The following is a 15037-nucleotide window of genomic DNA, read 5'->3' on the forward strand; positions in this document are numbered from 1 at the left end:
ACCGAGCAGAGCAGGGACACCGCGCAGAGCAGGACACCGCGCAGAGCAGGACGCCGCGTCCCCGAGTAGATCAGGACGTAGGACGTTGCTGAGTAGGTCAGGACGCGGCGAGGCGTGCCGCTGCGCGACTCACCAGTGTGCCGAGGAGGCGCCCGAAGTCCAGCCCCGCCGCCTGCACGGCGAGCGGCAGCAGTGAGGTCTCGGTCATGCCCGGCGAGACGTTGACCTCCAGGACGTGTGGCTGGCCGGACGCGTCCACGATCACGTCGACGCGGGAGAGGTCCCGCAGGCCGAGTGCGGTGTGTGCGGCGAGAGCCACGTCGGAGACCGTGGCGGCCACCTCCGGGTCCAGCCGTGCCGGAGCGTGCCAGGTGGTGCGGCCGGCCGTGTAACGGGCCGCGTAGTCGTAGACACCGTTGCGCGGCACGATCTCCACCGGCGGCAGCGCCTGCGGACCGTCACCGAGGTCGACCACGGAGACCGCGACGTCCATGCCGGCTACGTACCGCTCCACCAGCGCTGTGGAGTCGTACGCGAAGCAGCCGACCATTGCGGCGGGCAGCGCCGCGGCGTCCCTGACCACCGCGCCTCCGAGCCCGGAGCCGCCCTGCGCCGGCTTCACCATGAGAGGGAGGCCCAGCCGGTCGACGATCCGGTCCAGTACGGCGACCGCGCCGAGTTCGGAGAAGCGGTCGTGTGGGAGTGCCACCCAGTCCGGGGTGGGGATGCCGGCTTCGCGGAGCACCGCCTTGGCGGAGGGTTTGTCCCAGGCGAGTCGGGAGGCTCGGGCGTCACAGCCGACGTACGGGATGTCGCAGAGGTCCAGGACTCCCCGCAGCGAGCCGTCCTCACCGGTGGCACCGTGCAGTGCGATCACGACGGCGTCCGGCGGGTCCGCGGCGAGCGCTGGTAGCAGCGCGACGTCGGCGTCCCGCATCTCGGCTTCCACACCGACGGCACGTAGCGCGTCGAGGACCCGGCGGCCGGAGCGTAGTGACACGTCCCGCTCATAGGAGAGCCCACCCGCGAGCACCACCACGCGCAGGTCGGGCGGGGCTGCGGAATCGGTCACGAGGAGGCGCTCAACGGCGGTCGTACCCATGCCGGCATCATGCCAAGTCGGGCCCTGGCACGTCGGAGCCGGCCCGGCCGCGTCGGCCGGCGGCACCACCCACGGCACCGAAGACCCGGCGCATCGCGATCTCCTGCTCCATGACGCCGGCCAGCCGGCGGACGCCTTCGCGGATCCGCTCCGGCGGCGGGAAGCTGAAGTTGAGGCGCATCGCGCCGGTGCCGGTGCCGTCGGCGTAGAAACCGGTGCCGGGCACGTAGGCGACCCGGGCGGCGATCGCGCGCGGCATCATGGCCTTGGAGTCGAGCCCGTCGGGCAGGGTGGCCCACACGAAGAGACCACCGGTCGGGGTGGTCCAGCTGGTGCCCTCGGGCATCAGGTCGGTCATCGCGTCGAGCAGGGCGTCCCGGCGTTCGCGGTAGACCTCGCGGTAGACCTTGAGTTGTTGCCGCCACGGCATCGTGCCGAGGTAGGTGGCGACGGCGGCCTGGGCATAACCACTCGGGCAGAGGATCTGCGCCTCGCTGGCGATGACCAGCTTGTCGCGGACCGCGTGCGGCGCGAGGATCCAACCGACCCGCAGCCCGGGGGCGAAGGTCTTGGAGAAGGTGCTGAGGTAGAACACGCCCTCCCGGCGGCGGGCCCGCAACGGTGCCGGGGCCTCACCCTCGAAACCCAGCTGACCGTACGGGTCGTCCTCGACGACGAGCAGGCCGGCGCGCTCGCAGATGTCGAGCACCCGTTCCCGGCGCTCCTCGCTGAGCGTCACGCCGGCCGGGTTCTGGTAGGTGGGGATCGTGTACAGGAACTTCACCCGGCGGCCGGCGCGCGCCAGGTCGGCGATGGCCGCCTCCAGCGCCTCGGGGATGAGCCCGTCCTCGTCCATCGGTACGTGCACGACCTGCGCCTGGGCGGCCTGGAACACTCCGAGCGCACCGACGTACGTCGGCCCCTCGGCGAGCACCACGTCACCCGGGTCGAGGAAGAGCCGTGCGACCAGGTCCAGGGCCTGCTGCCCGCCAACGGTGACCACGACGTCCTCCGGGGAGGCACCGCAGGCCGCGTCGATCCCGGAGAGCGCCATGACCTCGCAGATCCGCTCGCGCAGCTCGAGGGTGCCCTGACCGATGCCGTACTGGAGAGTGCTCACGCCGTGTTCGGAGCCGAGCCGGCCGAGCATCTCACCGACCGCGTCCAGCGGCAGTGCGGCGATGTACGGAGCCCCACCGGCGAGCGAGACGACCTCCGGGCGGCTGGCGACCGCGAACAGTGCTCGGATCTCCGAGGCGGTCATCCCGCGTACCCGCCGGGCGTACCGGTCGGTGTAGTCGTCGAGTGTCGTGCCGGTCATGACCTCACCTCGATCGCTGCTCGGGTGGCTCCCGCCCCGGGTACCCCACACGCCGGTGACCATGGCGGCGGGGCGCCGATTGTCGATCCTAGTCCGCCGGAGCCCCGCTGCCTGGGTGCCGAGACGGATCGACCACATGGCGGACCGTGCGCTGGACGTCCCCCGGTGTGGTGGGCATCTGCGCGTCCCCTCCCGCATCGCCGATCGGCGGCGTACGATCGCTCGTCGGGGGCAGGAAGGCGGCGCTGTCGTTCCATGCCGGTCTCACCACCGAGCCTATTGTGGGGATGCGCCATATGTCGCGACGTCTGGTCAGCCTGACCCTCGACACGCTTGAGGACCTTCCCAGCCCGTGCCGGCAGTGCGTCTACTGGGAGCTCGATCCGGTCTCCGCGGACCGGGCCTGCGCTGCGGGTGATCCGGGCCTGGAGAAGGAGGCGTGGGTCTCCCAGACGCTGTTGGAGTGGGGTTCCTGCGGCAAGCTCGCGTACGTCGACGGCATGCCGGCGGGCTTCGTCATGTACGCCCCGCCCGCCTACGTGCCCCGCTCGATGGCCTTTCCGACCTCACCGGTCTCGGCCGACGCGGCACTGTTGATGACCGCCAACGTGGTCGCCGCCTTCGCCGGGGGCGGCCTTGGTCGGATGCTGGTGCAGGGCGTCGCCCGGGATCTCACCAAGCGGGGGATCAAGGCCATCGAGGCGTTCGGTGACGCGAAGTTCGGCGACGCCGACGATCCGTCGGGTGGCTGCGTGGCGCCCGTCGACTTCTTCCTCTCGGTGGGGTTCAAGACCGTCCGTCCGCATCCGCGTTTCCCCCGGTTGCGTCTTGAGTTGCGCACCGCGCTGAGCTGGAAGTCGGATGTCGAGTACGCGCTGGAGAAGTTGCTCGGGTCGATGAGCCCGGAAACTCTGCTCCGGCCGGTTCGTCCCGCCCCGGCGACCCGTTCCACCAACGGCTGACGGTCGGCGCCACGGGTGCCCGACGATCAGTCGACCACCGTGCCGGCGGCCACGACGGCCCGCAGTTCGCTGACGTCGAGCGAGCCGGTCGGGACGTCCCGTTCGATCGGGTAGTACATCCGCTGCACCGCGGCAACGATCGCCTCCACCACACGGTCCCGGAACCGGGGGTCGACCAGTTGGGCGCGGTCCGTGGGTGAGGTGAGGTACCCGACCTCGACCCGCACGGCGGGCATCCGGGTCAGTCGCAGCAGCTCCCAGGTCTTGGCGTGGGTCCGGCAGTCCCGCAGTCCGGTCCGCGCGACGATCTCCCGCTGTACGAGCCCGGCGAGACGTTCACCGGTTGCCGAGGTCACCCCGTTGTCGGTGCCGTAGTGGTAGGTGGCGACACCCTCCGCGTCCGGGTTGGCGTGGCCGTCCAGGTGCAGCGAGATGAACACGTCGGCGCCGAGCGAGTTGGCCAGCAGAGCCCGGTCCGTGTCCGGCAGGCACCTGTCGGGCGACGGCCCTCTGGTGAGCTGCACCCGCACCCCGGACGCGGCGAGTCGCCCCTCCAGCCGGCTGGCCAGGTCGTGCACCAGGTCCGCCTCCGTCCAGCGCAGCGACCCGTCGGGTACCACCATCCCGGGGTCGGTGCCCCCGTGCCCGGGGTCGATGACCACTGTCTTGCCGACCAGCGCCGGCCCGGACTGCCGGATGGCGTCGGATTCGCGGAGCCACTGCGGGCGGCCACCGACGACCTTGCGGCCGATCCGGCGCAACGCGTTCATGGTGTGCGGGCCGCAGGATCCGTCGGGGGTGAGCCCGACCTCGCGCTGGAACTGCGCTACCGCCCGGGCCGTCCGGATGCCGTAGATGGAGTCGGCCCGGCCCACGTCGTACCCCATTTCCAGCAGCCGTTCCTGGAGCGACCGGACGTCCTCGCCGGTGAGCGGCTCGGGGACGGCGTGGTAGAGGGTGCGGGCGCCGAGCCGCCAGCGGGCGGCGTCCAGGGCACGCCAGGTCTCCGCACCGACCCGGCCGTCCACGCTGAGCCCACGGGACTGTTGGAACGCGCGGACCGCCCGCTCGGTGTCGAGGTCGAACTCGTCGGCGTGCGTCCCGGCGACGGGGAGAAGTTCGAGGCTGAGAAGGATGGTACGGATCTCCGTGACCGCGGGTCCTCGGTCACCGGGTCGGATCGGACGCACGCACGACCCCCTCTGCACGACGCTGGCTGGCCGGGCGGCCCCGGCTTGAGGCTATGCGCTCCGGGGCGGCGAGGTGGCGGGCCAGGAAAAACAGCCCAGGGGAACGACGAACCCCGCACCCGGCGGGCGGGTACGGGGTTCGGTCGGTGTCCTACTGGTCAGAGCGCCGACTGGATGAGCCGAACCAGCTCGCCCTTCGGCTTGGCGCCGGCGATCGACTGCACCGGCTGACCGTTCTTGAAGACGGTCAGCGTCGGAACCGACATCACGCGGTAGGCCCGTGCGGTCTCCGGGTTCTCGTCGATGTTGAGCTTGACGATGGTGACCTGGTCACCCATCTCGCCCGCGATCTCCTCGAGCAGCGGCGACACCTTGCGGCAGGGGCCGCACCACTCGGCCCAGAAGTCCACCAGAACCGGCTTGTCGGCCTGCAGCACGTCGGCGACGAAACTCTTGTCCGTGACCGCCTTGGTATTTCCCACTATGCCCCTCCTCCGGGATCTGTTCCTTGTTTCAGCCGAGCGTCGCGATGAACCGTTCGGCGTCGAGCGCGGCGGCACAGCCGGTGCCGGCCGCGGTGATCGCCTGACGGTAGGTGTGGTCGACCACGTCGCCGGCGGCGAAGACACCGGGCACGTTGGTGCGGGTGCTGGGGGCGTGGACCTTGACGTAGCCCTCGTCGTCCAGGTCGACCTGGTCGCGGAACAGCTCACTGCGCGGGTCGTGACCGATGGCGACGAAGACGCCGGTCACGTCCATCACCCTGGTCTCACCGGTGTGCACGTTGCGGACCCGTACGCCGGTGACCTTGCCGTCGTCGCCGAGGATCTCCTCGACGGTGCTGTTCCACTCGACCTTGATCTTCTCGTTGCTCAGCGCCCGATCAGCCATGATCTTGCTGGCCCGGAACGAGTCGCGGCGGTGGATGATGGTGACCGACTCGGCGAAGCGGGTGAGGAACGTGGCCTCCTCCATCGCCGAGTCACCGCCGCCGACGACCACGATGTGCTGGTTACGGAAGAAGAAGCCGTCACAGGTGGCGCACGCGGAGACACCGTGACCCAGGTATTCCTGCTCACCGGGCACGCCCAGCGGACGCCAGGCCGATCCGGTGGAGAGGATGACGGACTTGGCCCGGTAGGCGGTCTCGCCGACCCAGACGGTGCTCAGCGCGCCGGAGCCGACGTCGCCGGTGTCCACCAGCTCGACCCGGGTCACGTCGTCGGTGAGGAACTCGGCGCCGAACCGCTCGGCCTGCTTACGCATGTTGTCCATCAGCTCGGGGCCGAGGATGCCGTCGGCGAAGCCGGGGAAGTTTTCCACCTCGGTCGTGGTCATCAACGCACCACCGGACTGCACGCCCTCAATGATCAGCGGCTTCAGGTTGGCGCGCGAGGCGTAGACCGCCGCCGTGTAGCCAGCCGGCCCGGAGCCGATGATGATCAGGTTGCGGACCTCGTCCACTGCCGTCTCCCGAGTTGTGTGTGTTCGACGTCGGCGTGAGCACCGATGCCGATCCGAGTTGCCGACTCCTGGGTGGGGCCGACAGCTGACTTCCAGAACGTCATCGTACGAACCGGGGATTCCCGAGCCGGGCATCCGGTGGGTCAGGTCACGTGGGCGGTCATCGCGCCATCGACCGTGGATTCACCCTACCCGCGACGAATACCGGCTGTCCGAGCCGGACCCGGGCACCCCGCACTCCGGGCCACTCACCCAGGCCCAGCGGGCCCCGGTCGCGTCGGTGAAACGGATGACCAGTGCCGGCTCGCCCTGGAACCGGGCGTAGTCCAGCACGTCGACCACCAGCGGGCCGTTCCCGTGCTCCGTCGTCACGGTGGTCAGACAGGTCTTCAGTGCGGCCTCGCCGGTGAGTCGGGCCAGTTGGTCCAGCCCGTCACTCATGGGACGTCGACTCCCACCGGCGTCCACCTGCGGCTGGGTGCCGGACGTGTTCCCGGTCGCCCGGCTGGAGCTCGGCGCGCTCTGCATGGTGCCCTGTTCGTTGCCGAGGGTCTGTGGGGAGTAGTCCGTACCGCTGCGGAGTGGCGGCCCGGTGGTGCGGGCCGGGCCGGCCTCCGCGACGCCCTCGGGCGCGCTGGCCGGCCGGTCCACGGCGGCGGTGCCGCTCGTGTCCTGCGAGCTGCTCCTTGCCAGCTGGTTGAGGCCCAGCGTGACCGCCGCGATGGCGACCAGGACGGCGGCCACCGGCCTGCCGTGACGGACCGCCTCCCGCCAGCGTCGACCGGGGTCGGTGGACGCCCGGGTGGTACGGATGGGGAGCCGGCGACCAGCCCCGCCCTGGACCGGTACGGCAACCGGCGTTGCGGCCTCCCCGGCGCGCACTGTGCTCTCGCCGGACGTCGGCTCCGCGGTCGCCAGCGCGGCGGAGATGCGGTCGACGATCGCCGGCGGCATCTCCGGTGCCGGCTCGGCCCAGCGGGCCAGGCTCGCGCGGACCTCCGTCAACGCGGGTGCCAGCCGTGCGTACGCCTCGACCCAGGCCGGGTCCGTGGACACCAGTCGGGCGACTTCCTCCTGCTGCGGGGTGCCGTCCAACGCCCCGCCGAGGTAGTCGGCGAGGAGGTCGCCGTCGACCTCCCGGAACCCCTCGGCCGTCACGTGTCCTCCTGGTTGGCGTCCCGCCGGTACCGGCTCGACCTCGATCCGACGCCCTCCGCCGGGCCCGGGTTCCCCGGAGTGACGGTTGGCACGTCACCGGTCAGGCCGGCGAGGTCCGGCCGGGGCGAGGGTGCGGCGACCACGGCGGGGCGGAGGTGCCCGAGCAGCACCGCCAGCCGGGCCCGGCCCCGGGCACAGCGGCTCTTCACCGTCCCCTCGGCGACGTCGAGGATGCGGGCGACCTCGGCGACGGGGTAACCCTGGACGTCCACCAGCACCAGTGCGGCGCGTTGTTCGAGGGGCAGCGCGGCGAGCGCCTCGCGGACCACCAGCGCGGTGTCGTGGTCCGGGGCCGGGGCTGCCGGCTCGGGCCCGCCGGCGCCCGAGCCGTCCTCGGCGCGGTTGCCGTCGGGCAGCGGCACGGTGGGGTGCGCCTGCCGGCGACGGATCCGGTCGAGGCAGGCGTTCACCACGATGCGGTGCAGCCAGGTCGTGACCGCGGAGTCGCCCCGGAACCGCGCCGCGGCCCGGTGCGCGGACAGCAGCGCGTCCTGGAGAGCGTCGGCTGCCTCCTCGCGGTCCCCGAGGGTACGCAGGGCCACGGCCCAGAGCCGGTCGCGGTGCCGGCGGAACAGCTCGGCGAAGGCGTGCGGATCACCGTCGACGTGGGCACGCAGCAGCTCCAGATCGGTAGCTGCGGCGTGCCCGTCCATCACCACGTCCTGTGGAAGCAGTGCCAGGAGGAAGCCGTCCGGCTCACGACCCCTGGACCGTGATCTCCTGCACGCCCAGCTTGAAGCCGCCCTCGGACGGGGGCAGTTCGGTGATCCAGAACAGCAGGTACTGGTATTTCTTGTCGGCGTCGAACCCGTTGAACGCCATGGTCGTGCCGTCGTGGTCCTCGAAGGGCTGCCCGATGGGGTCCGTGTAGTTGGCGACCAGCTGCTTGTCGCCGTTCGAGTTCGACGGCGGGTTGGTCGTGCCGGACATGAGCTGGGCGGACGCGCCGGACGCCGAGAGCACGGCCTGCACCGACTTGACGCTGTGCGGCTCGCCGAGGTCGAGCCAGACCCCCATGCCCTTCTTGAGGTTGCCGAAGTTGGGCCGGTCCCGGTACGTCTCGGTCTCCCAGCCCTTGTCCTCGTCACCGTCGATGACCTTCTCGGCCCCGCCGACCTCGCTGCGGTTCTTGCTGTCCGGGTCGATGATCCGGACGTTCTTCACCGTCAGCTTGCGCACCTCGTTGGCGGCCGGGGTGGCCTCGCCGGCCGGTGCGCTGGACGTGGGGGCGGGAGGCTGGTTGGCCTGCGAGCTCTTGTCGCCGTCGTCGCCCAGGGTGCTGATCCCGATCAGGAGGCCGACCAGGGCGACCACCAGCAGACCGGCGATGCCCAGGGCGACCTTGCGCCCCCCGGCGGCGGCCAGAGGTGACGGCTCCTCCCCGGTCTCGGCGGCGAACCGCAACGGCCCGCTGTTGTCGAGGTAGTGCTCCTCCTCGGCCGGCACGTCCAGACGGGCCAGCTCGGCGGCGAGCACGTCGGAGGACGGCGGGGCGATCTGGGCGTCGAGCAGGTCCATGGTCAGGTCGTCCAGGTACGCGGGCACACCGGCCCGGACCTGGCGGGGTGCGGCGAGGACACCGGCGGCGTCCCGAACGGCGTCCGGGATGGCGGCACGGCCGTGGCCGGCGGTGGCGCCCCGCAGCGGTGCCTCCGCGTGCGGCCAGTAGCCGGTCAGGGCGAAGTAGAGGACGCCGCCGACCGCCCGGATGTCGTTCTCCTGGCTGTCGTCACCGTCGGTGCGGGCGTCCGCCAGGACGACGCGGCCCTCGTCACTGATCATGACGGTGCCGGGGTGGACGTTGCCGTGCACCATGCCGGTGGCGTGCACTGCGGCGAGCGCGCTCGCGACGGCGTTGCCGATCGCGGTGGCGCGGGCCGGGTCCAGTGGGCCGTCGGCCGTCAGGTCCCGCAGGGACTGCCCGTCCACCCACTCGCGGACCACGTACGCCCGGTCGGCCTCGTCGATCGCGTCGTAGACGCCGACCAGGTTCGGGTGGATGACCCGGCTGGCCGCGACGGCCGCCTGAAGCATCTCGGTGGCGGAGTCGCCGCCCGGGTAGCGCAGCACCACCGCGACGGGGCGGCGCAGGATGACGTCGACCCCGCGCCAGACCAGCCGACCCGCGCTGTCGTTGTTGATGTGCTCAACCAGTTCGTACCGCTCGGCGAGGACTTCACCGGCCGTGGGAGCACCGAAGGTCATGACCGGAGGAGCGCTTTCGTCCGCCTCCTGACCCTCGCCGACCTGGGTCACCCGTCCTCCCTCGGTGATCGTGTCGATGGATGGACCCGCACTGCTGGGCATGTGGCTTCCCGCTCTGCCGTTGAAGGAACCGGCCGACCGGTTTCGACGCGCAGCGTCGGTCCCTGCCGTACCCGTCGAGAGCGACCTTACCCGGGTTGCCCGTCTCCCCGACATGTCATCTTCCCGCCGTACCTGGCGGGTTCCCGGCAGTCGGAGAAGTCGTCCGGTTACGACCGTTGTCAGCCACGTTGCTGGCACATGTACTAGCTAATCTACGGCTTCACCGCAAGTGACCGACGGCGGGGCTGGCCTGGTGCGATGCTCCCAACAACCGAGCTGTTCCCGCCGATCGGTCGGCCACGCTCAGCCGTACGGTTGGTTATCCACAGCCCGATGCGGTGGTTGACCGGCGAATCGCGGAGTTATCCACAGGCGCATCCCCAGCCTGGTGATCCGCAGTGACGTTCCGTATGTGTGCCAACTTGTTGTGATCGGTTGCTGGCGATCAGCGACCGAGGCGACGGCGGACCATGCCGACCACCTCGGTGATCTCGCTGATCCGCAGCAGCATCGCCAGGCCCAGGTAGGTCCCGCCGATCACCGCTCCGCCGATCACCAGTTGGATGACGGCCTGGGCCCAGCTCGGCGTTTCGCCACCGGGCAGCAGGTTGATCACGAGCAGGCCGACCAGCGCGGCGCCGAGCGCGGCGACCAGGACCCGACCCAGGGTGCGCATGATGTGGCCCAGCCCGATCCGGCCGACCCGCGGACGGAGCAGCCAGGCGGAGCCGATCGCCGCCGCCAGGTACGAGACAGCGTTGCCGATCATCATCCCGGCCGCTGCGAAGTGGGCGGCGAACGCGGCGAACAGCACGATCTGCACGCCGATCCGCAGCGCCACGACCGGAATGTTGATCAACGCCGGGGTGCGGGTGTCCGGTAGGGCGTAGAAGGCGAAGGTGAAGAGCTGGCTGATCGCGAACGGCACCAGAGCGAGCGCGGCCAGCAGCAGCACCAGCGAGGTGTCGGCGGCGTTCTCGTCGCTGAACGCACCGTAGCGGAACAGCACCACCGCCAGCGGGGTGGCGAGCACGGCGTAGCAGACGGCGATCGGAGCGAGCACCGCGGAGACCGTCCGGGTGCCCCGGGACAGGTCGGCGGCCACGTCGGCGTAGCGGCCGTCGGCGGCGGCGGCGCTCATCCGAGGCATCAACGCGGTGATGATCGAGACGGCGATGATGCCGTGCGCCATCATCAGCAGCAGGAAGACGTTGTTGTAGATCAGGGCGCCGGCGTCCCCGTCGCCCGCCCGGTTGAGCAGGTTGAACAGCACGATCAGGCCGACCTGGCTGACCGCCACGTAGCAGAACATCCAGCCGCCGAGCCGGCCCAGCTCACGCAGGCCGAGCGCCCGGAAGTCGAAGCGGAGCTTCCACCGGAAGCCGACCTTGCGCAGCGCGGGCAGCAGGCCGGCGGCCTGGATCGCGACACCGAGCAGGGTGCCACCGCTGATCAGGAGGATCCGGCCGGTGGTCATCTCGTTCGGCTTCACGATCTCCGCACCGAAGATCGCGATGTAGAGGCCGGCGGTGGCGATCACCACGATGTTGTTGAGGATCGGCGCCCACATCGGGGCGGCGAAGTGACCCCGGGTGTTGAGTACCGCGCTGACCAGCGCGCTGAGCCCGGTGAAGAAGATCATCGGCAACATCAGGTACGACAGCTTGGTGACCAGCTCCGGGTATTCCGGTCCGCGGTTGTCGCTGGTGTAGAGCTGGGTCAGCCAACCCGCCGCCAGCACGGCCAGCAGGGCTGCGCCGGCCAGGGTCAGCACCGCGAGGGTCAACAACCGCTGGGCGTACGCCTGGCCGCCGTCGGTGTCGACCTTGCGCCGACGGACCAGCACCGGGATCAGCACGCTGGTGAGGATTCCGCCGAGGAGGAACTCGTAGACCATTCCGGGCAGGATCTGCGCGGTGGTGTAGGCGTCACCGACCAGCGCGCCACCGAGCGCGGCAGTCAGCACCAGGGTCCGCAGGAAGCCCGTACCCCGGCTGACCAGGCTGCCGATCGCCATCACCGCGCTGTTGGCCGCCGCGCTCGCCTCGGCCACCTGCTCCTGCGGCGGTGCTGTCGACTCCAGGGCCGGCTGGTTCAGCGGCTCGGCGGAGATGAAGGTGGCGCCGTCCCCCGGACGTACGCCGGCTCCGGGCCCGCCATCCTGCGCGGCGTTGGCGCTGCGGTAGAGCCCGCCGCTCATCTCCAGCCTCCCAGGGGTACGTCGGGTCGGACGACGACCCGCACGCCACAGACCATAGTCAACCCCCACCCGTTACCCGCGCCCGGCGGATCGGATCACACCCCGGCCCGATAAGCTGGCGATCCCATGTCCGAAGCCTCCGCTCCCCACGCCGCCGACCGCCGCGAACTCACCGCCGCGCAGCGCAACGCCGTCGCCGAACTGCTCCGGGTCTCCCCGGTCGCCGACGAGTTGGGCCGCCGCTTCGTCCGCGCCGGTCACGAGTTGCACCTGGTGGGTGGTTCGGTACGCGACGCGCTGCTCGGCCGACTCGGTGACGACCTCGACTTCTGCACCGACGCGCACCCGGACGAGACGCTCCGGATCCTCAAGGGCTGGGCCGAGTCGATCTGGGAGACCGGTCGCGAGTTCGGCACCATCGGCGCGCAGCGCGACGGTCTCCGGCTGGAGGTCACCACTTTCCGCGCGGAGTCGTACGACCAGGTCAGTCGCAACCCGGTGGTGGTCTACGGCACCAGCCTCGACGAGGACCTGAAGCGGCGGGACTTCACGATCAACGCGATGGCGGTCAGCCTGCCGGAGCACCGGTTCACCGATCCGCACGGCGGGTTGGACGATCTCTCGGCCAAGGTGATCCGTACCCCGAGCACCCCCGGTGAGTCGTTCGGCGACGACCCGTTGCGGATGCTGCGGGCGGCCCGGTTCGCTGCCCAACTGCGCTTCGCCGTACACCCGGACGTGCACCGGGCGATGACCGAGATGGCCGCCGACCTGGACCGGATCACCGCCGAGCGGATCCGTGACGAGTTCACCAAGCTGCTCTGCGGCGCCGACCCGATCACCGGTCTGCGGCTGCTCGTCGACACCGGGCTGGCCGAGCGGTTCCTGCCGGAGCTGACCGGGTTGAAGCTGGAGATCGACGAGCACGCGCAGCACAAGGACGTCTACGAGCACACCCTGACGGTCGTCTCGAACGCCGTCTCCCACGAGGACGACGGGTGTGACTTCGTCCTGCGGATGGCCGCCCTCCTGCACGACGTGGGTAAGCCGGCGACGAAGGCTGTCGGGTCCGACGGCCGGGTCAGCTTCCACCACCACGAGGTGGTCGGCGCGCGGTTGACCAAGGCCCGGATGAAGGCCATGCGGTACCCGAAGGAGATCACCGCGAAGGTGACCGCGCTGGTCGCGCTGCACCTGCGCTTCTACGGGTACGGGCGGGGTGAGTGGACCGACTCGGCGGTGCGCCGCTACGTGGCTGACGCCGGTGACCTGCTGCCCCGCCTGCACAAGCTGACCCGTTCGGACTGCACGACCCGTAACCGGCGTAAGGCCGCGCAGCTCGCTGCGGACTACGACGCGCTGGAGGACCGGATCGCCCGGATCGCGGCTGAGGAGGACCTGGCCCGTGTCCGCCCCGACCTGGACGGCAACGCGATCATGGAGTTGCTCGGCGTACCGCCGGGGCCGGTGGTGGGTCGGGCGTGGAAGCACCTCAAGGAACTGCGCCTCGAACACGGCCCGCTGGACCGCGACGCCGCCGAGGTGGAGCTGCTGCGCTGGGCCCGAGCCGAGGGCCTGGTCGACTAGCTCCAGCAGGCCGCCGCCTGGCCGTGACCGACTCGGTTTCACGGAAATCCGGGGTGTCCCGATCCCCAGGACACCCCGGATTCCGGTAACCCGAGTGGATCTGACAGGCGCCGCCCCCGAACCGGGAACGGCGCCCATCGCGTACGGCGTCAGCGGGTCTCGACGGCGGTCCCGTCCACGGCCGGGGTGCCCTTGCCGGTCGAGACGCCGTTGCCGCCGGGCGTCGACGCCGAGCCGAGCCGGGCCAGCAGGCCGGCCAGGTCGATCCCGGTCAGGTCACTGCCGAGCTGGAGCCCCTGGGCCACGTTGCCGGCCACCGACTTCGTCAGCGACGACGCGCCGTCGGTGGAGATGACGGTCATCTTGTCGATCGCGCCGATCGGTGCGCTGGCCGCCTCCACCACCTGCGGCAGCACCCTGACCAGCAGGTCCAGCACCGCCGCCTCGCCGTACGCGGCGAACGCCTCGGCCTTGCGCGCCATCGCGTCGGCCTCGGCCTCACCCTTGGCCAGGATGGCCGCCGCCTCGGCCTGACCCTCCCGCTCCACCGCCTCGGCGATGGCGGAACGCCGACGCTGCTCGGCCTCACCCTCCTTGGCGCCCTCAATCGCGTTCGCCTCGGCGAGCGCCGCACGTCGGGCCCGCTCGCCCTCACCGGTGAGTCGTGCCTGCTCGGCGGAGGCCTGCGCGGCGGCGATGACCGACTGTCGCTGGGCGTCCGCGTGCAGCACCGCCGCGTTGCGCGACGCCTCCGCCTCCTGCTCCACCTTGTACCGGGCCGCGTCGGCCGGCTTGCGTACCTCGGTGTCCAGTTGGCGCTGCTTGAGTTCGGCGTTGCGCTCGGCGACCTTCTGCTGCTCGGAGAGGATCGCCTGGTCCCGCTCGGCCTGGGCGAGCGGGCCGGCGGCGGCGGACTTCGCCTTCGCCGCGTCGATCTCGGCCTGGATGCCGGCCTGCTTGAGAGCCAGGTTCCGGTTCGCCTCGGCGATGGCCTCCTCGGCGAGCAGACGCTCCTGCTCGGCCTGCTGCCGGGCCCGCGCCTCGGCGATCGCCGCGTCCTTCAACACCCGGGCGGCCTCGGGCCGACCCAGGTCCTGCAGGTAGGAGCCCTCGGCGAGGATGTCCTGGAGCTGGAACGTGTCGAGCACCAGACCCTGGTTGGTCATCGAGTGCTCGGCCTCCTCGGCCACGGCGCTGGCGAACGCCGCCCGGTCCCGGATGACCTCCTCGACGGTGAGCCGACCGACGATCGAGCGGAGCGCGCCGGCCAGCACCTCCCGGGTGAAGTTGTCGATCTCGTCCTGTTGGTGCAGGAACCGCTGGGCGGCGGCCCGGATGGCGTCCTCGGTGCCGCCGACCTTGACGATCGCCACGCCGTGCAGGTCGGCGCGGATGCCCTGCTTGCTCACCGCGCCCCGGATGCCGACGTCGATCCGTCGGCTGGACAGGTCGAGCGACTGGAGTTTCTGCACCACCGGCAGCACGAAGACCGACGCGCCCAGCACGACCTTCTGCCCGGAGGTGTCGGTCGACCGTCCGCCGTCGGCGGTCTGCGTGGTGCGGCCTTTGCGACCGGTGACGATGAACGCCTCGTTCGGCCCGGCCACCTTGATCCGGGAGAGCACGAAGAGCACCAGGATGAGCGCGAGGAGGACCGCGCCGCCGATGGCGATGAGCAGGGCCATA

12 protein-coding genes are annotated in these 15037 nt (G+C 71.0%); 2 read left to right on the top strand and 10 right to left on the bottom strand.

Features of this window, described 5'->3' with window-relative positions:
• Positions 1–97: 97 nt before the first annotated feature.
• Positions 98–1102, bottom strand: a complete 1005-nt coding sequence (locus GA0070612_RS06160; protein WP_088987046.1) for a D-alanine--D-alanine ligase family protein — start codon at positions 1100–1102, stop codon at positions 98–100.
• A 7-nt stretch (positions 1103–1109) separates the two neighbouring features.
• Positions 1110–2423 carry an aminotransferase-like domain-containing protein gene (locus GA0070612_RS06165; RefSeq protein WP_088991299.1) on the bottom strand — a complete coding sequence of 438 codons (1314 nt, stop codon included), beginning with the start codon at positions 2421–2423 and terminating at the stop codon, positions 1110–1112.
• 296 nt (positions 2424–2719) lie between these two features.
• Between GA0070612_RS06165 and GA0070612_RS06170 the strand changes: the two genes are divergently transcribed.
• The gene (locus tag GA0070612_RS06170; RefSeq protein WP_088987047.1) at positions 2720–3385 is read left to right on the top strand and encodes a GNAT family N-acetyltransferase; all 666 of its coding nucleotides are present in this window, start codon (positions 2720–2722) and stop codon (positions 3383–3385) included.
• A gap of 26 nt (positions 3386–3411) precedes the next feature.
• Here the strand turns inward: GA0070612_RS06170 and GA0070612_RS06175 are convergent, their stop codons facing one another.
• From GA0070612_RS06175 to murJ, 7 genes are all read right to left on the bottom strand, one after another.
• Positions 3412–4575, bottom strand: a complete 1164-nt coding sequence (locus GA0070612_RS06175) for an N-acetylmuramoyl-L-alanine amidase (protein ID WP_088987048.1) — start codon at positions 4573–4575, stop codon at positions 3412–3414.
• A 158-nt stretch (positions 4576–4733) separates the two neighbouring features.
• Entirely contained in the window at positions 4734–5057 is a 324-nt protein-coding gene (trxA, locus tag GA0070612_RS06180; protein ID WP_088987049.1) for a thioredoxin, read from the bottom strand.
• A 31-nt stretch (positions 5058–5088) separates the two neighbouring features.
• Positions 5089–6039 (bottom strand): thioredoxin-disulfide reductase, encoded by a 951-nt coding sequence (trxB, locus tag GA0070612_RS06185; RefSeq protein WP_088987050.1) that lies wholly within the window; start codon positions 6037–6039, stop codon positions 5089–5091.
• 183 nt (positions 6040–6222) lie between these two features.
• On the bottom strand, positions 6223–7197 hold the full coding sequence (locus GA0070612_RS06190) for a hypothetical protein (RefSeq protein WP_088987051.1): 975 nt from the start codon (positions 7195–7197) through the stop codon (positions 6223–6225).
• Positions 7194–7910, bottom strand: a complete 717-nt coding sequence (gene sigM, locus GA0070612_RS06195; RefSeq protein ID WP_088987052.1) for an RNA polymerase sigma factor SigM — start codon at positions 7908–7910, stop codon at positions 7194–7196. The genes GA0070612_RS06190 and sigM overlap by 4 nt, the downstream gene beginning before the upstream one ends.
• 43 nt (positions 7911–7953) lie before the next feature.
• Entirely contained in the window at positions 7954–9564 is a 1611-nt protein-coding gene (locus GA0070612_RS06200) for a protein kinase family protein (protein ID WP_088987053.1), read from the bottom strand.
• A 445-nt stretch (positions 9565–10009) separates the two neighbouring features.
• Positions 10010–11764, bottom strand: coding sequence for a murein biosynthesis integral membrane protein MurJ (gene murJ, locus GA0070612_RS06205; RefSeq protein ID WP_088987054.1), 1755 nt, complete (start codon positions 11762–11764; stop codon positions 10010–10012).
• Between the two features lie 126 nt (positions 11765–11890).
• Between murJ and GA0070612_RS06210 the strand changes: the two genes are divergently transcribed.
• The gene (locus tag GA0070612_RS06210) at positions 11891–13351 is read left to right on the top strand and encodes a CCA tRNA nucleotidyltransferase (RefSeq protein ID WP_088987055.1); all 1461 of its coding nucleotides are present in this window, start codon (positions 11891–11893) and stop codon (positions 13349–13351) included.
• Positions 13352–13500: 149 nt separating this feature from the next.
• On the opposite strand, the gene GA0070612_RS06215 is transcribed toward GA0070612_RS06210, so the two are convergent.
• Positions 13501–15036, bottom strand: a complete 1536-nt coding sequence (locus GA0070612_RS06215) for a flotillin family protein (RefSeq protein ID WP_088987056.1) — start codon at positions 15034–15036, stop codon at positions 13501–13503.
• Position 15037: the final 1 nt, after the last annotated feature.

The organism is Micromonospora chokoriensis, assembly GCF_900091505.1.
GTDB lineage: Bacteria > Actinomycetota > Actinomycetes > Mycobacteriales > Micromonosporaceae > Micromonospora > Micromonospora chokoriensis.